Annotated in this window: 24 protein-coding genes; all 24 read left to right on the forward strand. The window is 32.6% G+C overall.

Annotated elements, in window-relative coordinates:
• Positions 1 to 25: 25 nt before the first annotated feature.
• The 24 genes from TTHE_RS06315 (at position 26) to efp (ending at position 20,620) form a co-directional block, all read left to right on the forward strand.
• Complete coding sequence (locus TTHE_RS06315) at positions 26 to 1,630, forward strand: peptidoglycan D,D-transpeptidase FtsI family protein (protein ID WP_013297753.1); 1,605 nt, start codon at positions 26 to 28, stop codon at positions 1,628 to 1,630.
• A 67-nt stretch (positions 1,631 to 1,697) separates the two neighbouring features.
• The gene (gene sigK, locus TTHE_RS06320) at positions 1,698 to 2,393 is read left to right on the forward strand and encodes an RNA polymerase sporulation sigma factor SigK (RefSeq protein WP_013297754.1); all 696 of its coding nucleotides are present in this window, start codon (positions 1,698 to 1,700) and stop codon (positions 2,391 to 2,393) included.
• Between the two features lie 126 nt (positions 2,394 to 2,519).
• Positions 2,520 to 3,854, forward strand: a complete 1,335-nt coding sequence (gene gdhA / locus TTHE_RS06325; protein ID WP_013297755.1) for an NADP-specific glutamate dehydrogenase — start codon at positions 2,520 to 2,522, stop codon at positions 3,852 to 3,854.
• Positions 3,855 to 3,987: 133 nt separating this feature from the next.
• On the forward strand, positions 3,988 to 4,473 hold the full coding sequence (locus tag TTHE_RS06330; protein WP_041587440.1) for a YqeG family HAD IIIA-type phosphatase: 486 nt from the start codon (positions 3,988 to 3,990) through the stop codon (positions 4,471 to 4,473).
• Between the two features lie 6 nt (positions 4,474 to 4,479).
• Complete coding sequence (gene aroE, locus TTHE_RS06335) at positions 4,480 to 5,331, forward strand: shikimate dehydrogenase (RefSeq protein ID WP_013297757.1); 852 nt, start codon at positions 4,480 to 4,482, stop codon at positions 5,329 to 5,331.
• Positions 5,332 to 5,487: 156 nt separating this feature from the next.
• Positions 5,488 to 7,182 (forward strand): GspE/PulE family protein, encoded by a 1,695-nt coding sequence (locus TTHE_RS06340; RefSeq protein WP_013297758.1) that lies wholly within the window; start codon positions 5,488 to 5,490, stop codon positions 7,180 to 7,182.
• Positions 7,183 to 7,242: 60 nt separating this feature from the next.
• Complete coding sequence (locus TTHE_RS06345; protein ID WP_013297759.1) at positions 7,243 to 8,295, forward strand: type IV pilus twitching motility protein PilT; 1,053 nt, start codon at positions 7,243 to 7,245, stop codon at positions 8,293 to 8,295.
• Between the two features lie 29 nt (positions 8,296 to 8,324).
• Positions 8,325 to 9,539 carry a type II secretion system F family protein gene (locus TTHE_RS06350; RefSeq protein WP_013297760.1) on the forward strand — a complete coding sequence of 405 codons (1,215 nt, stop codon included), beginning with the start codon at positions 8,325 to 8,327 and terminating at the stop codon, positions 9,537 to 9,539.
• A 28-nt stretch (positions 9,540 to 9,567) separates the two neighbouring features.
• Positions 9,568 to 9,960, forward strand: coding sequence for a type II secretion system protein (locus tag TTHE_RS06355; RefSeq protein WP_013297761.1), 393 nt, complete (start codon positions 9,568 to 9,570; stop codon positions 9,958 to 9,960).
• A gap of 49 nt (positions 9,961 to 10,009) precedes the next feature.
• A complete protein-coding gene (locus TTHE_RS06360; RefSeq protein WP_013297762.1) occupies positions 10,010 to 10,765 on the forward strand; it encodes a prepilin peptidase in 756 nt (251 codons plus the stop codon).
• A gap of 40 nt (positions 10,766 to 10,805) precedes the next feature.
• Positions 10,806 to 11,273, forward strand: a complete 468-nt coding sequence (locus tag TTHE_RS06365) for a prepilin-type N-terminal cleavage/methylation domain-containing protein (RefSeq protein ID WP_013297763.1) — start codon at positions 10,806 to 10,808, stop codon at positions 11,271 to 11,273.
• A 10-nt stretch (positions 11,274 to 11,283) separates the two neighbouring features.
• The gene (locus TTHE_RS06370; protein WP_013297764.1) at positions 11,284 to 11,925 is read left to right on the forward strand and encodes a prepilin-type N-terminal cleavage/methylation domain-containing protein; all 642 of its coding nucleotides are present in this window, start codon (positions 11,284 to 11,286) and stop codon (positions 11,923 to 11,925) included.
• Complete coding sequence (locus TTHE_RS06375) at positions 11,916 to 12,377, forward strand: type II secretion system protein (protein WP_013297765.1); 462 nt, start codon at positions 11,916 to 11,918, stop codon at positions 12,375 to 12,377. Before TTHE_RS06370 ends, TTHE_RS06375 begins: the two co-directional genes overlap by 10 nt.
• The gene (locus TTHE_RS06380) at positions 12,367 to 12,942 is read left to right on the forward strand and encodes a pilus assembly PilX N-terminal domain-containing protein (RefSeq protein ID WP_013297766.1); all 576 of its coding nucleotides are present in this window, start codon (positions 12,367 to 12,369) and stop codon (positions 12,940 to 12,942) included. Before TTHE_RS06375 ends, TTHE_RS06380 begins: the two co-directional genes overlap by 11 nt.
• 14 nt (positions 12,943 to 12,956) lie before the next feature.
• A complete protein-coding gene (locus TTHE_RS06385; RefSeq protein WP_013297767.1) occupies positions 12,957 to 13,232 on the forward strand; it encodes a late competence development ComFB family protein in 276 nt (91 codons plus the stop codon).
• Entirely contained in the window at positions 13,229 to 14,188 is a 960-nt protein-coding gene (gene pilM / locus TTHE_RS06390) for a type IV pilus assembly protein PilM (protein WP_013297768.1), read from the forward strand. Before TTHE_RS06385 ends, pilM begins: the two co-directional genes overlap by 4 nt.
• On the forward strand, positions 14,181 to 14,720 hold the full coding sequence (locus tag TTHE_RS06395) for a PilN domain-containing protein (RefSeq protein ID WP_223814549.1): 540 nt from the start codon (positions 14,181 to 14,183) through the stop codon (positions 14,718 to 14,720). The genes pilM and TTHE_RS06395 overlap by 8 nt, the downstream gene beginning before the upstream one ends.
• A gap of 4 nt (positions 14,721 to 14,724) precedes the next feature.
• Positions 14,725 to 15,519: a type IV pilus inner membrane component PilO gene (locus TTHE_RS06400; RefSeq protein WP_013297770.1), complete on the forward strand. Its 795-nt coding sequence runs from the start codon at positions 14,725 to 14,727 to the stop codon at positions 15,517 to 15,519.
• A gap of 63 nt (positions 15,520 to 15,582) precedes the next feature.
• A complete protein-coding gene (locus TTHE_RS06405) occupies positions 15,583 to 16,098 on the forward strand; it encodes a shikimate kinase (RefSeq protein ID WP_013297771.1) in 516 nt (171 codons plus the stop codon).
• 23 nt (positions 16,099 to 16,121) lie between these two features.
• The gene (proB, locus tag TTHE_RS06410) at positions 16,122 to 17,216 is read left to right on the forward strand and encodes a glutamate 5-kinase (RefSeq protein WP_013297772.1); all 1,095 of its coding nucleotides are present in this window, start codon (positions 16,122 to 16,124) and stop codon (positions 17,214 to 17,216) included.
• Positions 17,217 to 17,258: 42 nt separating this feature from the next.
• Positions 17,259 to 18,503 (forward strand): glutamate-5-semialdehyde dehydrogenase, encoded by a 1,245-nt coding sequence (locus TTHE_RS06415; protein WP_013297773.1) that lies wholly within the window; start codon positions 17,259 to 17,261, stop codon positions 18,501 to 18,503.
• A gap of 22 nt (positions 18,504 to 18,525) precedes the next feature.
• Positions 18,526 to 18,972, forward strand: a complete 447-nt coding sequence (aroQ, locus tag TTHE_RS06420) for a type II 3-dehydroquinate dehydratase (RefSeq protein ID WP_013297774.1) — start codon at positions 18,526 to 18,528, stop codon at positions 18,970 to 18,972.
• Positions 18,973 to 18,976: 4 nt separating this feature from the next.
• Entirely contained in the window at positions 18,977 to 20,041 is a 1,065-nt protein-coding gene (locus TTHE_RS06425; protein ID WP_013297775.1) for a M24 family metallopeptidase, read from the forward strand.
• 21 nt (positions 20,042 to 20,062) lie between these two features.
• Positions 20,063 to 20,620: an elongation factor P gene (gene efp, locus TTHE_RS06430; RefSeq protein WP_013297776.1), complete on the forward strand. Its 558-nt coding sequence runs from the start codon at positions 20,063 to 20,065 to the stop codon at positions 20,618 to 20,620.
• The last annotated feature ends 28 nt before the right edge of the window (positions 20,621 to 20,648 follow it).

Below are 20,648 nucleotides of genomic sequence, written 5' to 3' on the forward strand. Positions count from 1 at the left end.
AATAATCCTAGAAAGGAGTTTTTTTATGTATAAAAAAAATATTAGAATAATTACATTAAGTGCAATTATTACATTATTGATATCTATTTTACTGATAAGATTATTTTATATTCAATATATAAAAGGAGAAACATATGCTAAAATTGCTGTTGAACAGAAGATAGAGAGTTTAAATTTAGAAAAGAGAAGAGGGGAAATCTATGATAGAAATTTAATACCTTTTGTTGATAGAACTTCTTCAGAATATATTTATGCTATACCAGGTATGATTGTAAACAAAAAAACGGCTTCAATAATTTTAAATAAAATAACAGGAATTTCAGACTTAGAAATATATAAAGATTTAAATTCCGAAAAGGATATTATTAAATATAAATGTAAATATACGTACAAAGGAAATTTACCAATTGGACTCTTTAAGATGGATATACCTCAAAGATATGATTCTAATTCTTTAGCAAGGCATGTAATAGGTTATTATGGAATTATAAGTTATGGTTTGGAAAACACATTTAATAAAACATTAAGTTCTAATGGAATTGAATCTGTTGCCGTTTTTAAAGATAATTACAACGATTATTTAAAAGGCTTAGGTGTTAAGATTATAAACTCTCAAAATAAAGTATTTTCCATTGAGACTACACTGGATTATCATATTCAAAAAGCAGTAGAGGATATTTTAGATAAAAATGCAATAAATGGCGCTGCAGTCGTACTGGATGTGAAAAATGGCGATATTTTAGCTATGGCTTCAAGACCAAATTATGATCAAAATAAGGTAAGCAGTTACCTTGAAAGCAAAAATGAAGAATTGATGAATAAAGCATTGATGGAATATCCGCCAGGTTCCATATTTAAAATTATAGTAGCCTCTGCGGCTTTGGAAAATAAAAAAGTAAATATATACGATAATTTTATAGATGAGCCATATATAAATATAGATGGTGTGATTTATCATAATTTCATGGATGAATCAAATGGTTTAATAAATATTGACAAGGCATTTGAAGTTTCATCAAATACTACTTTTATAAAGATTGGGCAGAAAACAGGAGGCAGCAATATAATTGATATGGCAAAAAAGTTCGGAATTACGAAAGATGATAATTTACCTGTAGAAGAACAAGTAGGTACATTGCCTTCTTTGAAAAATACATATGGCGCAGGAATTGGAAATCTTTCAATTGGTCAAGGAGATGTTACTATGACTCCTCTGCAAGCTGCTGATATTGCAGCTACAATTGCAAATGATGGTATAAGAAATATACCAAATCTTTTGAAAGCTATTGTGGATGAAAATGGTACGGTGGTTGAAAACATTCATAAGACGAATTCATACAGAGTAATTAGTGAAAGTACAGCATTAAGTGTAAAGCAAATGATGAGGGATGTTGTCATCAATGGAACAGGCAAAAATGCGGAGACAGAATATAAATCTGCTGGGAAAACTGGTTCGGCAGAAGTAAACAGAGAAAAAAACATATATCACGCATGGTTTACAGGCTTTGTTCCGTATGACAAACCTGTCTATGCCATATCTGTGTTTGTGAAAAATGGCGATATAGGAGGAATTAATGCGGCGCCAATATTTAAAGAAATCGCTAATGAAATAATGAAATATTATAAATAAGACTTGCACCCAAACATTTTAGGTTGCATATATTTTATATGTGACTTAAAATATGGAGGTGTCAATAATGTGGGCAGCACTTATTGCACTAATTACGTCTATTGTAAAAGATATAATTAATTTTGGCTATTTAACAAATGCTAGTTCATTTCCCCAGCCTTTGACAGCGGAAGAAGAAAAAAAGTATTTTGAAGCCTATAAAAATGGTGACGAAGAAGCGAAAAACATTTTAATTGAAAGAAACTTAAGACTTGTTGCACATATTGTTAAGAAATATAGCAATACAGGGAAAGATGTCGATGACCTGATATCGATAGGGACAATTGGACTTATAAAAGCTATTTCAACTTATGATGCTTCAAAAGGAACACACTTGGCAACATATGCAGCCCGATGCATTGAAAACGAAATATTGATGTCATTGAGATCTGAAAAAAAGATAAAATCGGAGATTTCATTGCAAGATCCTATAGGTATTGACAAAGAAGGCAATGCAATTTCGTTAATTGACATATTGGGTACAGAAACAGATGAAGTCAGCGATCAAGTAGAGTTAGAGATGCAGATAAAAAAATTATATAGCAAGATAAATAGTGTCCTTAAAAATAGGGAAAGGTTGATAATAGAATTGAGATATGGGCTTGTAAATGGTGGTGCTAAGACGCAAAGGGAAATAGCAAAGATGCTTGGTATTTCAAGGTCATATGTATCAAGAATAGAGAAGAAAGCATTAAGCAAATTGTTTAAAGAAATGATTATGTAAAAAGTATATCTACTCAGATATACTTTTTTTAATTTAACTAAATAAAAGTTTTAAGTTTGTACTTATTATTTTTCATATGTTATAATTTATAAATAAAAACAAATAATTTATAAGGGAGGCAAATATATGTCATATGTTCAGGAAGTTATTCAACAGGTTATTAAAAAAAATCCGGGTGAATTTGAATTTCATCAGGCAGTAAAAGAAGTTTTAGAGTCATTAGAGCCTGTTATAAACGTACATAAGGAGTATAAAGAAGCTGGAATATTAGAAAGGCTTGTTGAGCCGGAAAGACAAATAATATTCCGCGTGCCTTGGGTAGATGACCAAGGTAAAGTGCAAGTAAATAGAGGATATAGAGTAGAATTTAATAGTGCAATAGGACCTTATAAAGGTGGTTTGCGCTTTCATCCTTCTGTTTACATAGGAATAATAAAGTTTTTGGGATTTGAGCAAATTTTCAAGAATTCATTAACAGGAACTCCTATCGGCGGTGCCAAAGGGGGCAGTGATTTTGACCCAAAAGGAAAATCAGACGGAGAAGTAATGCGTTTTTGCCAGAGTTTTATGACGGAGCTGTTTAGACATATAGGACCAAATACTGATGTTCCTGCAGGTGATATTGGTGTAGGAGCTAGAGAAATTGGCTATTTATATGGGCAGTATAAAAGAATAAAAAATGCATTTGAAGGATCGTTAACAGGGAAAGGTTTGTCATTTGGAGGAAGCCTTGTTCGAAAGGAAGCTACTGGATATGGTTTAATATATTTAGTAGAAGAAATGTTAAAAGATCACGGAAGAAGTTTAGAAGGTACTAAAGTAGTTATTTCAGGTTCAGGAAATGTTGCTATATACGCAGCCGAGAAGGTTCAAAAGCTAGGTGGAAAAGTTATTGCTATGAGCGATTCAAACGGATATATTTATGATGCAGAAGGTGTAAACTTGGATTCGATTAAACAAATAAAAGAAGTTGAGAGGAAAAGAATAAGGGAATATATTGAGAGCCATCCAAAAGCAGAATATCATGAGGGATGTTCAGGAATATGGGATATTCCATGCGATATTGCTCTTCCTTGCGCTACGCAAAATGAACTTAATGGAGAGGCTGCTAAAAAATTAATAAAGAATGGGTGTTTTGCAGTTGGAGAAGGTGCAAACATGCCTTCTACGCCAGATGCAATAGAAGCATTTTTAAACAATGGTATTCTTTTTGCTCCAGCTAAAGCAGCTAATGCCGGCGGCGTGGCAATATCGGCTTTAGAAATGTCACAAAATAGTATGAGATATTCATGGACATTTGATGAAGTTGATGAAAAGTTAAAAAATATAATGGTTAATATTTACAAAAATATAAATGATGCAGCAAAAGAATACGGATGCGAAGGGAATTTAGTTGCGGGTGCAAATATTGCCGGATTTATAAAAGTGGCAGATGCAATGCTAGCTCAGGGAATTGTATAGTAATGCAATATGTTTAGATATTATGGTGCACATTAAAATCTTAAGATTTATTCAAAATTATCTAAGAACTGTCTATATTGACAGTTTATTTTTTTATAAAGTATAATTAAAAAGTAAGTTTGGGGTGAATTTATTGTATAAAAAATTGATTCCTGATATGTATGTAAATTCAATATACGATATAAATTTTGAAGAATTAAAAGAAAGAGGTATAACTTCATTAGTTTTTGATATTGATAATACTCTTGTACCTCAAAAAGTTTTAAGTGCAGATAGAAAAGTTATTAATTTATTTAGGTTTTTAAAATCAAAAGGATTTAAAGTTTGTTTGATATCTAATAATACGACAAAAAGGGTTAATAATTTTACAAAAAATACAGGTGTTCAAGGAGTTTCTTGGGCAATCAAGCCAAGAAAAGCCGCTTTTTATAAGGCTTTAAAAATACTTAATTCTAAGCCTGAAGAAACTGCTATCATTGGCGACCAAATTTTTACAGACATACTTGGTGGTCACAGAGTTGGCCTTTTTACTATATTAGTGCCGCCTTTATCAAGTGATGAATTTGGATGGACTAAATTGATGAGGAAGCTTGAAAGAAGAGTATTGAAAAAGGTGTGAAAAATTATGCACGTTAATGCAAAAACTGATATTTACGGGATAATCGGACATCCTATTGGACATAGCCTGTCGCCATTTATACATAATGCTGCATTTGAAAGTGTTAATTTAAACTCAGTGTACGTATCCTTTGATGTACATGAAGAAAATTTGAAAGATGCGATTTTAGGTATAAAAGCGTTAGGAATAAAGGGTATAAATGTTACGGTGCCTCATAAAGAAAATGTTATGAAATATCTAGATTATATATCTGATGAAGCAAAGCTAATAGGTGCAGTCAACACAATTAAAAATAATAATGGAATATTAGAAGGCTACAACACTGATGTTACAGGGTTTACTGAATCGCTTAAAGAGCATGATATAGTAGTTGAAGGGAAAAATGCGGTAATACTTGGTGCTGGTGGTGCAGCGCGAGCTGTTGCAGTAGGTCTTTCGCTTACAGGTGTCAAATCAATAATGATTGCAAATAGATCAAAAGAAAAGGCAAGAAATCTTAGTAACTACATAAAAAATAATCTAGGAATAAATTGTATTGATGTTACGTATGATGATTTAAATCAGCTAGAAGAAATAGACATTCTTGTAAATGTAACCAGCGTCGGAATGTTTCCAGATATAAATTTGTCGCCTGTAGATGAAAGCATCGCAGTAAAAGCTAAATTTGTTTATGATATTATTTATAACCCTGAAAAAACGCAATTGCTAAGTTATGCTGAAAAACACAGCATTAGAAATCTTAATGGATTTGATATGCTTATTAACCAAGCAAATCATTCTTTTAAAATATGGACGGGTATGAATTTCAATAAAAATATTATTTTAAATACTCTAAAAAAGAAGGATTTTGTTAAATAATGTAGAATATAATCTATATGTAATTTCATTTTTTGCATAAATTTAGAATTGATAGACGTAGATGATGTGAGTCTATATTTGGGCGCTTTACGACTCATTGATATAGTGGCGCAACCGGCATCATTGTCGGCTTTATTTATTTTGGAGGGGTCCTTAATGATAAAAAAGAAATTAGGAGACCTTCTCGTAGAAGTCGGTCTAATAGATGAAAATCAGCTTAATAATGCTATAAAAATTCAAAAGATGACAGGTGAAAAACTTGGCAAAATACTTGTTAAAGAGGGTTATTTGACTGAAGAGCAAATCATTGAGGCCTTAGAATTTCAGCTAGGGATACCTCATATCGATATAAAAAAAGTTTTTATTGACCCCAATGTTGCTAAACTGATTCCGGAGTCATTAGCTAAAAGGCATGTTGCAATACCTATAAAAAAGGAAAATGATGGTCTATTAGTTGCAATGGCAGACCCTCTTAACATTTTTGCTATAGATGATATTAAGCTTATAACGAAACAAGAAGTGAAACCATTGATTGCTTCTGAAGATGGCATATTAAAAGCGATTGATAGGGTGTTTGGCAAGGAAGAAGCGGAAAAGGCAGTACAGGACTTTAAGAAAGAGCTAAGCCAAAATGGTGTGGAAATTGATAGCAATTTATTAAAAAATATTACTGAGGATGAGATAAACAATGCACCTGCAGTTAGGCTTGTCAATTCGATCATTGAGCAGGCAGTTAAAAACCGTGCATCTGATGTACATATAGAGCCTACAGAGAATGATTTGAGGATAAGATTTAGAGTTGATGGTGAACTACATGAAGCAATGAGAGTTTTTAAAAGCACTCAAGGACCTGTCATAACAAGAATAAAAATAATGGCGAATATGAATATTGCAGAAAGAAGATTGCCGCAAGATGGAAAGATTGAAACAAATGTGGATGGCAAAAATATCGATATAAGAGTGTCCTCATTGCCTACGATTTATGGAGAAAAACTTGTACTTAGGATATTGGATAAAAGCGGTTATATTATCACGAAGGATAAATTGGGTTTAAATAATGACGACATGAAGTTATTTGATGATTTACTGCGCCATCCCAATGGCATAATTCTTCTTACAGGTCCTACCGGAAGCGGAAAGACTACAACACTTTATGCCATGTTAAATGAACTTAATAAGCCTGATATAAATATAATAACCGTTGAAGACCCTGTTGAATATACGCTTGAAGGTTTGAATCAAGTACAAGTCAATGAAAAAGCAGGCCTTACGTTTGCAGCGGCTTTAAGATCCATTTTAAGGCAGGATCCCGATATAATAATGATTGGTGAAATAAGAGATAGAGAAACTGCAGAAATAGCGATAAGATCGTCTATTACTGGGCATTTGGTTTTATCTACATTGCATACAAATGACTCTGCAGGTGCGATAACAAGGCTAATAGATATGGGAATAGAACCATATCTTGTTTCTTCATCGATTGTTGGCGTTATTGCGCAAAGGTTGGCAAGGAAAATATGCAATAACTGTAAGATAGAGTATGAGGCATCTCACAGAGAAAAGCTTATTCTCGGACTGGATACGGAAAAATCTCTTAAATTGTATAAAGGTAAAGGCTGTGCCGTCTGTAATAAAACAGGCTATAGAGGCAGAATTCCAATATATGAAATAATGATGATGACGCCTAAAATAAAAGAACTTACAAATGAAAAAGCTCCGGCAGATGCGATTACAAATGAAGCTGTATCAAATGGCATGAATACACTTAGAGAAAGTGCCAGAAAGCTTGTTTTAGATGGTATTACCACAATTGATGAAATGCTAAGGTTGACATATGATGACAAGTACTAGTCAGCAAATTTAAATAAATTGTCAGTTTATGCTTTTAAATTACTTGCTAAAGGTGATAAGATGAAAACAATTGAACTATTGACGCTAGTTGTAAAAAACGGTGCATCTGATTTACATATAACGGTAGGTGTTCCTCCTGTATTAAGAATAAATGGGCAACTTGTAAAACTCGATTTGCCACAGTTGACGCCGCAAGATACGGAAGAAATCACAAGAGATTTACTTTCGAGCGATGAACTAAAAAAACTTGAAGAGACAGGAGACATAGATCTTTCGTATTCTGTACAGGGGCTTGGAAGATTTAGAATAAATGCCTACAAACAGAGAGGTACATATAGTCTTGCAATAAGGTCTGTTGCATTGCGAATACCGACTATTGATGAATTGGGACTTCCAGAGGTTATAAAAGAGCTTTCATTGAAAACTCGTGGCCTTATACTTGTAACAGGTCCAACAGGCAGCGGGAAATCCACAACACTTGCATCTATGATTGATCTGATAAATGATGTGCGAAATTGCCATATATTGACTCTTGAAGATCCGATAGAGTATCTACATAAACACAAAAAAAGCATAGTAAATCAAAGAGAGATAGGTCACGATGCATTGTCTTATGCTAGTGCACTAAGGGCAGCTTTAAGGGAAGATCCTGATGTCATACTTGTAGGTGAGATGAGAGATTTAGAAACAATACAGATAGCTATAACTGCTGCTGAAACAGGACATCTCGTATTATCTACATTGCATACTATAGGCTCTGCTAAGACTATTGACAGAATTATAGATGTATTTCCTCCGTATCAACAACAGCAGATAAAAGTACAGCTTTCGAATGTGTTAGAAGGCATAATTTCACAGCAGTTGCTGCCTAAACTTGATAATTCAGGACGTGTTGTGGCTGTTGAGGTAATGATAGCGACTCCTGCCATAAGGAATTTGATTAGAGAAGGTAAATCATTCCAAATCCAATCTATGGTTCAAACAGGAAGTAAATTTGGAATGATGACAATGGATATGTCAATATCACAGCTTTTAAAAAAGAATTTGATTTCGATGGATGATGCATTGACATATTGTGTAGACAGGGAAAACTTTTCAAAATTGGCATTGTAAATATACAAATGCTTGAAAGGATGGCTAATATGCCAACTTATATATATAAAGCAAAGGATATTGATGGAAATCTCATAACAGGAACACTTGAGTTTGATACATTGTCATCTTGTATAGATAATCTAAGACAGAAAAATTATTACATTTTGGATATAAAAGAAAAAGAAGATAAAAAAGATGTCTTTGAAAGCATCAGTTCTGCACGTAAAGTAAAGGTAAAGGATATAGCGGTTTTTTGCAGACAGTTTGCAGTTCTTATTAATGCAGGGATTCCAATAGTGACGTCACTGGCAACTATGGCGGAACAAGTTGAAAATAAAAAGCTAAAAAAGGCATTGTCAGATGTATATGAAGATGTACAAAAAGGGAAAAGCCTTTCTGAATCAATGAGAAGACATTCAGATGTATTTCCAATGCTTTTATTTAACATGATAGAAGCAGGTGAAGTAAGCGGTACGCTGGACAATGTCTTAAATGAGATGGCTGACCATTTTGAGAAAGAAAATAATCTAAATCAAAAAATAAAATCAGCGTTGGCATACCCTATGATTGTTTCTATCGTTGCAATATTGTTAGTGATATTTCTTGTTACAAATGTTCTTCCTACATTTGTAAGCATGTTTAAAAATGCAGGTGCACAATTGCCGCTGCCTACTTTGATACTCTTAGGGTTAAGTGATTCTATATCGCATTTTTGGTATGTGTATTTAGGTGACATTTTATTATTGGTGTTCATGATTACAAGAGTTTTAAAGACTGAGAAGGGAAGAGAATTTTACGATGCACTTATACTAAAAATACCTATATTCGGGCCTTTAAATATAAAAATAATTACATCTAGATTTACACGGACACTGGCTACACTTATAAGTTCAGGAATACCGCTTATTGAAGCGTTGTCTGTCGTAGAAAGAGTTGTGGGGAATTCAATTGTGGCAAACGGGCTTAAAAGAGCTGAAGAAGATATAAAAAGGGGAAATAGCCTTGCGGAGCCTTTGAAAAAGATGAAGATATTTCCTCCCATGGTGATTCAAATGGTAAACGTAGGGGAAGATTCAGGTTCTTTAGATAGCATATTGAAAAAGACGGCAGATTTTTATGACAGTGAAGTTGACACAGCTGTGTCGCAGATGACCACTTTGATAGAGCCTTTGATAATAGTCGTATTAGCATTGGTAGTCGGGTTTATAGTAGTATCAATTGTGATGCCGATGTTCCAGATGTACAACTTTGTAGGTCAATAGATAATTTATTGGGAAGGGGGTGAATAGCATGGGATGGTTTGTAAAGGCATTAAATAAAGATGAAAAAGGTTTTACACTGATAGAATTGATTGTAGTAATAGCAATACTAGGAATACTTGCAGCAATTGCGGTGCCGAGATATACAGGTACTTTAAACCAGGCGAAAGTTAATGCTGATAAAGCAACGGCACAAACTATTGCAGAAGCGGCAGCACGGTGGATAACTGATCACGCTGATGAAGACACACAATTAACAACTGCTAAATTAGCAACTGATGGATATCTAGATTCTGACGTTAAACCACAATCTGATAAAGAACATGATTTTGTAATTAATGTAGATAAAACCAATAAAGTCGTGAATGTGTCTATTGATAAGGGAAGCACTTTAGCTTCAGTTAAATATGAAATAATTCAGTAATTTTTGGGCACTTTAAAGTGCCCCCCTATTCTCATATTAGGAGGCAAAAATGTTTATTTTATACCTGCTTGTTTTTATATTTGGCACTATAATAGGAAGTTTTCTAAATGTCGTTATATACAGACTTCCAAGGAATGAATCGTTAGTGTATCCTCCATCCCACTGTACAAAATGCAAAAACGAATTAAAGCCGTATGATCTAGTACCTATATTGAGTTATATGATATTAAAAGGTAGATGCAGATACTGTGGTGATAAGATATCGATAAGATATCCTATTGTAGAGCTTATAACAGGACTCATATATCTTATATTATTTATATATTTTGGTATATCCATTAAGTCATTGTCTTACGCATTTTTAGCATCATTATTGATTGTCATAACATTTATAGACATAGAGCATAAAATTATACCAAACAAAATAATTTTGACAGGCTTGATAGCTGGGGCAATATTTAGAGTATTGATGTTTAATTATGGAGTATGGGATTATATTGTAGGCTTTTTTTTAGGCGGAGGAGTGCTTCTCCTTATATCTTTATTGTCAGGTGGCGGTATGGGTGGAGGAGACATAAAACTTATGGCATTGATTGGCCTTTTTATAGGGTGGAAGCTTACAATATCCACATTATTTATAGCTGTTTTACTAGGTGCCGTTGGAGGTATAATATTGATTGTCTTAAAAATCAAGACGAGAAAGGATTATATCCCATTTGGACCTTACATAAGCGCTGCGTGTATTATCTCTATATTATACGGATATGATTTGCTGAATCTATACATAAAACTTATAAGAGGATAAAGCTACAAAATCAATTTTTGATATTTACAGCGGAGGATATATGAAAACAAAAGATAGTGGTTTAACCCTAATTGAGTTGATTACGGTAATTTCAATATTGTCTATTATTGTATTGATAACAGTTCCAAAGACAGATTTTTTCAGTTCAAAGACCTCCGAGATGCGTTTAAGAATGGTGGCAAATGAACTTATAAACGATATAAGATATGTTCAGTATAAAAATATATACGAAAATGAAAGTTTGTATTTAACGATACAATCGGATCACAAGGGATACTTTATACATAAGCCAGGTGTTATGGTCAAAAGAATAAAAACAAAAATATTACCTGATGGTATTACTGTGTACTGGAATATTCCTAAAAGCCCTCTAGAAATATCTTTTTCAGATCAGGGTGCACCGACATTAGGTGGATGCACAATTTATTTATATAATGATTCGAATAAAAAGGTAGAGATAACCATTTTGCCAGCGACAGGGAGAACGATGATAAAAGGGAATTATTGAGGTGAAATCAATGAAATATTTAAAAAATTCATTGGGCATGACACTTATTGAAGTGCTTGCTGCAATAGCGCTATTTTCGATTGCAGCTATACCTCTTTTAGGAGTATTTCATGAGTCAGTAATTACAACTGCAGATTCAAAAATAAGAACACAAGAAGCTACTATTGCACAAAGTATTGCGGAAGACATAAAGGCAGGAAACACAAATGTGTCTAATTGGAACATACCAAGCGATTATTATTTGATAGAAGACCCTAATCAGTCTAAAGTAGATATGGGAAATGGAGTCACAGAGTATAAAATTAGCATAGGCAAATTACAATCCGGCACAGACCCATTTGTATTGTATGCCATTGCGCCGTCGGCAGAAATAACTGGTTATACACCGCCTAATTTTTACTCTGATAATGGCGATTATGATGACATAATAAATAGATTAAACGATATAGTTACTCTAGTCATTGTTATAACGTGGACAGCATTGTTTTCTCTTTTCGTTGTGCTGCCTAAATTAGGACTAGGAGGTATAATAACAATTGTTAATAATATAATTGATTCATGGAATAAAAATATTAGGACACTAAAAGATATAGCAACAAATGCAGCAAAAAGCGTGAATTTAAAAATTCCCTGGTGGTTAAAATGGTGGTAAAAAGCAACAAGGGTTTTACATTGGTAGAATTATTGGTGACTTTAGCATTATTAGGAATTGTAATTTCAATTTATTCTTCTTTATATTATTCAGGATACAAATCGTATAAAAATACGCAATATAATATTGACATTGAACAAAATGTCAGATATGCCATGAATTATATTGTAAATCAGTTAGACAAAGGACCATCATCAATAAATATAATTGATAATGGTCATGGCCTTGTTATAGATGGCAATTATATACAGCTAGACACCAAAGATAATAAGATATATTTAGATCAAAATCGTGGACATGAAATTGCAACAAACATTGTTGAATTTAATGTAATATTAAAGAATAATAAGGTATTAAATATTGAGATTGTAGGTCAAAATAGTGACGGCACTGGTAGATTTTCATTGACTACTGATATTTTCCCAAGAAAGAGTGTTATAAATGTCAAATAGCAAAGGTTCTGCGCTAATATTTACTTTGATGGTTATTTTAATACTAACCGTTTTAGGCGTTTCTATTTTAGAACTTTCATTAACCGAATTTAAAATTTCGGCTTCATATGGCAATAATGTTTTATCAAGATATGCTGCTGAGGCAGGGCTTGATATTTTAAAATCAGAGTTTAATACAAATCTACTTACTGCGCTAAAAAACAATGCACAAAGAATTATTGATAATAATTACGATATGGAAAAAGGAACTTATAAGGTTAGTATGGATCAATTGTATTCTTTGATATTTAACGATACGAAAAATTATTTATACAGTTACGTTTTTAATAAATATTTAAATGAAGGTAACGTTGCTTTAGGAAATTCAAAGCAAATTTACAACATAAGTAATATTACTTTTACTCAAGATGAAGGAATGCAATATATTATTCATATTGAGACTGTTGGTATTTACAGGAATATAAAAAGCTATGGGCATGCAGACCTTATTTTAAATCTTCAAGCTACTGGCAATCCAATTACTATTAGCAATTGGACAATTGACAATATACCACCATCAAATTAAAGGAGAGAAGATATATGGAATTAAAAAATTATATGGAAGAAGCGGTAAAGGATACTCTTGACAATGTATTAAAGGATCTGGATGTGTGTAAATGTGAAAAGTGCAAGCTTGATATAATGGCGTTGACACTTAACAGTTTGCCATCCAAATATTATGTAACAGAAAAAGGCGAATTATATAATAAAGTTAATGAGCTAAAGCGACAATTTGAGGTGGATATTATAAGCAAGATTACACAAGCAGCATATTTCGTAAACGAGCATAAGCACCATGGAGATGATCATGTATGATCGGTTTTGACATAGGCAGTTTTTACACCAAGATAGGTAGTTTTGATAAAAAAAATACAAAATTAAATAATATGATTATCGAAAGGACGCCTCATAATTGTATCGAAAATGGATATATAAAAGATATTAATCTTCTTTTTCAATTTTTAAATGAAATTTTGAAAAAGAATTTTCTTAAAGAAAAGAAGTTATTTTTTTGTGTTTCAAGTACGGATATCATAATAAGAGAAATTATAATGCCGATGATGAAAGATGATGAATTAAAAAGCGCTTTAAAATACGAAATTGACCAGTACATACCCAATTCAGATGAATACATTATCGATTATAAACAAATTGATAATGATGAAGATAGTAAAAAAACAAAAGTTATGATTGTTGCAGCACCCAAAAATATGATATCTGAATATGTGAAGTTGACAGATATGTTGAAAATGCGTATAGAAGTAATAGATGTATACAGCAACTGCATTTATAAGTCAGTAAATAAATTATGTAAACTTAAAGGCAGTGTTTCGATTGTGAATATAGGTGCTGCGTACACAGATATTACGTTACTAAATGAAGGAAAGTATGCTTTCAGCAGGATAGTACAATTTGGTGGCAATGATATAACTGAGATAATTGCAAATATGTACAATATAGATTTTAATTCTGCAGAAGAGTATAAAAGGACAAAACCTTTTTTAATAGATGATGAACAGTATAGCGATTTAAAAGAACATATTAAAGAGCATTTAAATAGCAAGTTAAATGAGATATCAAGGATTTTTGATTTTTTTGAATCATCATATCATAAAAGCTTAAATGGGATACAATTAATAGGCGGAACTTCAAAACTTATTGGACTTGGCAAATATATTGAAGAATATTTTAAAATACCGGTTTCAGCCAGTGATGATGATTTATATACATACTTTATACCTGTATTAGGATCGATGATTAGGGGTGAATAACTTGAAAGATATAAACCTCATACCTGAGGAAATAAAATTGTATGAATTGAATAGAAAGAGAAGGACAAAAAATCTGATTGGCTGTATTGCGATGTTATGTATTATCATAGCTATTTTACTTCTACCCCAAATGTACATACATAATCTCAAATCAGAAAGAGCAGTTCTTAATAGCCAATTAAACAATATAAAGGACAAAAAAGATGCCTATTCAGAGCTTCAAAATAAAATGAAGTATTATTTGTCAAAACAAAGCATTATAAAGAAATTATCGAAAAAGAAAATTGATATTACAAAAATACTTAACGATATTTCATATAATATTCCAGACAATGTTTCAATGACAGATATAAAATTTAGCGGTAATATGATTGAAATAACAGGTGATGCATACATGAATAAATATTTATCGGATTTTATGTTAAATATAAGGAAGCTGAGTTATGTGGATGATATAGATTTGCTTGATACAAAAAAGTCTGATAATGGTTTAATTCAATATACTTTGCAAATTAAGCTTAAGGTGGTATAATAATATGAAACTGACAGCAAGAGAAAGAATACTTATAGTTATTTTGCTGATAGTTGCATTGTTTAGTCTGTATTATCAATTTATTTTAACCAGACAACTCGCAGTTATCGATGAATTAAGGCAAGACGTAGTAAATTTAAAAGCGGAAGTAACTAGTTACAATACAATAAATTTAGATAATATAAAAAGCAGCTTAACCAGTATTAATCAAAAGATAGAGATTAGCAATCAAGAACTGCCTGATTATGAGAATATAGAGGAATTTATTGTTTCTCTTGATGACATAATTTCATCTACTGGCGTAAATTTTGAAGAGATAAATTTTAATTCAAATCAGAGTCAAGAGCAGAATGCAAATAATCAACAAGCTAAAAGCAGTAACAATAAAAATAATTATACTGAAATACCTGTTAATATTAAGGTCACTGGTGATTATGCAAGTATTACTGCTTTCATAAGAGATATTCAGACATTAAAGAGAATTAACGACATAAAATCCTTAGAGATAACCAGTGATAATGGATCTAATGGGTTATTGCTTGATATGGATATTGTAATATATTCAATGAATAAAAAAGGCGGAAGTTACTTAGAAGCGCCTTCTATGAAGGGGAAGTCAGATCCTTTCAAACCATTAATTGAGGAAAATCAAAATCCTCAAAGTTCGAATACTAATCCTAGTGGTCAAAATTCAGTTCAAGGAATTGATATAAATAAAATTATAACGGACAGTATAAACAATGCTTTAAATAGTGCTTCAAAAATAGCACCTACAGTTACATCGCCTAAACAACAATAAACGAATGTTTATAAGAAGCTTAAATATACTTATAACATTGAAAAGTGGAGGATAAAAGTTTCAATGAAAAATATTGCATTAACAGGATTTATGGCAACAGGAAAGTCAGTTGTAGGTAAAAAGGTTGCAGATATTTTAAGCTTTGGATATATTGATACTGATTGTCTGATTGAAAAAATTTGTGGGATGAAAATACCAGAAATATTCGACAAATACGGAGAGAAATATTTTAGAGGGATTGAAAAAGTTGCAGTTAAAAGAGCATCGAGATTAAAGAATCATGTCATATCTACAGGTGGTGGAGTTGTATTAAATCCGTCAAATATAGTACAATTGAGAAAACACGGTGTTGTAATCTGCTTAAAGGCGAGGCCGGAGATAATCTTAAGAAATGTAGGTGATGCGGGTAGCAGGCCAATCCTCATGTCAGACGATGTATACGAAAGGATAAAAACTCTTTTAGATGAAAGACAGCATTTTTATGAATTTGCTGATTATACAATCGATATCTCAGAAATGGGAATAGATGACGCTGCTGCAGCAGTTATTAAAGCATATTCTATCCTAAAAACAAGATAAAGATAAGTTGAGGGCAGATGTTTATGAAGATAGTTGTAAAAGTAGGAACAAGTACATTGACATACGAAAATGGGCAGCTTAATTTAGAAATGATGGAAAAAATCTCGAGGCAGATTTCTAATTTGCAAAATAGAGGCGATAAAGTAATACTCGTTACATCAGGCGCAATCGGCGCTGGAATGGGTAAACTTAATATATCGAAAAGACCAAAAACGTTGCCAGAAAAGCAATCATTAGCAGCAATTGGTCAGGGATTGCTTATAGAGCTATATGAGAAATTTTTTAATGAATACGGTAAAACGACAGCACAGCTTTTGCTGACGAAAGATGATTTTTCTATAAGAGATAGATATTTGAACATTAGTTATACATTGTCAAATTTATTAAAGTATAATGTAGTTCCTATTATAAATGAAAATGACACAGTTACTGTTGATGAGATAAAAATAGGCGATAATGATACATTATCAGCGCTAGTTGCAAGTATTATTGAGGCAGATCTTCTTATTATATTGACGGACATCGATGGGCTATATGACAAGGACCCTAGAGAACCTGATGCAAAGTTAATAGATGTTGTAGAAGAATTTACAGATAAATTGTTTGAAATAGCGGGAGGGACTGGTACAAATTTGGGCACTGGTGGTATGTATACAAAAATTCAGGCGGCAAAAATCTGCTATAATTCAGGTGTTAAAATGGTTATAGCTAATGGTAAGCTTGATAATGTGTTAAATAGAATTGCTAACGGAGAAAAGATAGGCACACTATTTATGCCGGCTCAAAATCCAATTAGCAATCGAAAGGTATGGATAGCATTTAATGCACATTTGGCTGGTAAGCTGGTTATTGATGACGGAGCAAAACAAGCTATATTAAATAAGGGAAAAAGTCTATTACCTAGCGGCATAATATCTACAACTGGTGAATATTCTGTAGGTGATTGTGTATCGATAGTTGATACTGATGGTAGAGAGATTGCAAGAGGTTTGATTAATTACACATCATTTGAAGTTAATAAAATAAAAGGATTAAAATCTACTGAGATTGATAAGATTCTAGGGTATAAAAGTTATGATGAAGTTATTCATAGAGACAATCTAGTTGTTATAAGTTAGATTATACTGTATAATAAGATATTGTTTAAGGAGGCTTAATATATGGAGGTTGAAGTAAAGGCTGATATTGCTAAGAGTGCGTCCAGAAGGTTAGCTATGCTTGATGAAAATGTTAAAAATGAAGCTCTTAAAAATATGGCTGATGAGCTTATAAAAAGTAAAGACAGAATATTAAAAGCAAATGAGAAGGATATTTTAGCAGCAGAAAATAAAGGCGTTAAAGAATCTTTGATAGACAGACTTAGATTAAACGAAAAGCGTATAGAAGGCATGGCTAATGGACTTTTAGAAATATCTGCATTGCCGGATCCTGTAGGAGCTATAGAAGAAATGTGGAAAAGGCCAAATGGACTTCAGATTGGTAAAATGCGCTGCCCTATTGGTGTAATAGGAATAATTTATGAGTCCAGGCCAAATGTCACAGCCGATGCTGCAGGGCTTTGTTTAAAGTCTGGGAATGCAGTTATATTGAAAGGCGGTAGTGACGCATTAAATTCTAATATAGCAATTGTTGAAGCGATTGCTAAAGCCGCAGAAGTATCTGGAGTTCCTAAAGGTGCAATACAAATTATTGAGAATACGGACAGAGAAGAAGTTAACCGCATGATGAAATTAAATGGCAAGATTGATTTGCTCATTCCAAGAGGTGGTGCGAATTTAATTCAGAATGTTATAAAAAATTCTACAGTTCCAGTCATTGAAACCGGCGTTGGTAATTGCCATGTTTTTGTTGATTCATACGCTGATTTAGAAATGGCTCTCAAAATTATTGTGAATGCCAAAACTCAAAGACCGGGGGTATGCAATGCCATTGAGAAAGTCCTCATTCACAGAGATATTAGAGAAAAGTTTTTGCCAATCATGGTAGAAAAACTTACATCTTTAGGTGTTGAAATACGTGGCTGTGAATTAACTAGATCGATATGTCCTGATGTAAAAGAAGCAAATGAAGATGATTGGAGAACAGAATATCTCGACTTGATACTTGCCGTTAAGATTGTAGAAGATGTTGACAGTGCTATTGAACATATAAATAAATATTCCTCTGGACATTCTGAAAGCATAGTGACAGAAAATTATACAAATGCAATGAAATTTATAAAATCTATTGATTCTGCAGCAGTGTACGTCAATGCATCAACTAGATTTACAGATGGGGGAGAATTTGGCTTTGGAGCTGAAATAGGCATTAGCACACAAAAAATGCATGCAAGAGGGCCTATGGGGCTTAAAGAATTGACGACATATAAGTATGTAATTCTAGGAAATGGTCAGATAAGAGAATAAACTTTAAAGTGAGGTTTTTACGATGAAAAGAGTTCTTATTATACATGGTCCAAATTTAAATTTGACTGGCAGCAGGGAAACGGATATTTACGGAGAAGTTAGTTTTGAAGAAATAAATAATATCATAAAAAGAGAAGCTTCAAAACTTGATCTGGCAGTAAAAATACAGCAATCGAATAGTGAAGGAGAGATAATAGATTTTATTCATTCTGCAAAGAATAATTTTGATGCAATAATAATAAATCCTGGTGCTTATTCACATTATAGCTATGCGATAATGGATGCTATAGGCGCAATAGATATTCCTGTAATAGAAGTGCATCTTTCGAATATACAAAAACGTGAGGATTTCAGACACGTTTCGGTAACTGCAACAAGGTGTCTTGGGCAAATATCGGGCTTTGGACCGTACAGCTATGTCCTTGCTTTGAATGCGGTAAAATTATTAGAAGACAGTCTAAAGGAGTGATAATTTGAATATTAGGTTAGATGCAGCAAAAAGACTATTGATTGAAAAAGGGTTGGATGGTTTTATTGTGTTTAAACCTGTAAATGTAACATACTTGACTGGATTTACAGGCGATGATAGTATAGCGATAATAAGCTTGAACGAGTCTTATTTTATAACTGATTCTAGGTATACAGAACAAGCCTATCAGGAAATTAAAGATTTTAAAATTGTTGAACATAAATCGGATATATTTGAAGCAATAAAAGACTGCGTAAATATGATGGGCATTAATAAACTTGGATTTGAAGAAAACTATATTACTTTTGAACAGTACAATAAATTGAAGAATATGCTGAATGTAGTTATGAAGCCAGAGAATAGCTTTGTAGAAAGTCTAAGAGAAATTAAGGATGATACTGAAATAGAAAACATAAAAAAAGCTCAATTTATTACAGATGAAACTTTTAAATATTTTATAAATTTTGTAAAACCTGGAATGAAAGAAAAAGATGTTGCTTTAGAGATGGAATATTATATGAAAAAACTTGGAGCAGATGATAAATCGTTTGATTTTATAGTTGCTTCAGGAAAAAGGTCTTCAATGCCTCATGGAAAGGCTTCAGATAAGGTTATTGAAAATGGCGATTTTGTTACTTTTGATTACGGCTGCAGAGTAAATGGATATTGTTCTGACATGACTAGGACAATTGTCGTTGGCAAGGCCAATGAAAAACAGAGAGAAATTTATAATACAGTTTTAGAAGCTCAAATCAACGCAATTAATAATCTAAAATCGGGTATGATAGAAAAAGAGGGAGACTATCTTGCAAGAAAGATAATTATTGAAAGAGGCTATGGTGATTACTTCGGCCATTCTTTAGGACATGGTGTTGGTCTTGAAATACATGAAAAGCCGTTTATGGGCCCGCGAGGAACTAATTTATTAAAATCCGGTATGGTTGTTACAGTGGAACCGGGGATATATATTCCTGATTTCTCTGGCGTTAGAATAGAAGATATGGTATTATTAAAAGAAGATGGCGTTATTGATTTGACAAATTCGCCAAAAGAATTAATTGAAGTATAACAAATGATGGAGGGATTTTAATTGGTATCAGCAGGAGAATTTAGAAAAGGAATGACTATTGACATCGACGGTCAAGTATTTACGGTTGTGGATTTTCAACACGTAAAACCGGGTAAAGGAGCTGCTTTTGTTAGAACAAGGTTAAAAAACGTAATAACAGGAGCTGTCGTTGAAAGAACTTTTAATCCAACTGAGAAAGTTGACGAAGCAGTAATAGAAAGAAAGGATATGCAGTATCTTTACAATGATGGAAACCTTTATTATTTCATGGATACTGAGACATATGAGCAAATTCCTTTAAATTACGATAAAGTTGAAGATGCAATGAAATTTTTAAAAGAAAACATGATAGCAACTATAAAATTCTATAAAGGAGAGGCATTTTCAGTAGAACCCCCTACTTTTGTAGAGTTGGAAGTAGTTGAAACTGAACCGGGATTTAAAGGTGATACCGCAACAGGTGGTTCAAAACCAGCAAAAGTTGAAACAGGAGCTGTAATACAAGTGCCTTTATTTGTTAATCAAGGAGACATAATAAAGATAGACACAAGAACATCAGAATATCTGGAAAGAGTATAGTTTTAGCCATTTTAAAAAATAATAGTAA

This window comes from Thermoanaerobacterium thermosaccharolyticum DSM 571 (assembly GCF_000145615.1).
In the GTDB taxonomy this organism is placed as follows: Bacteria; Bacillota; Thermoanaerobacteria; order Thermoanaerobacterales; family Thermoanaerobacteraceae; genus Thermoanaerobacterium; species Thermoanaerobacterium thermosaccharolyticum.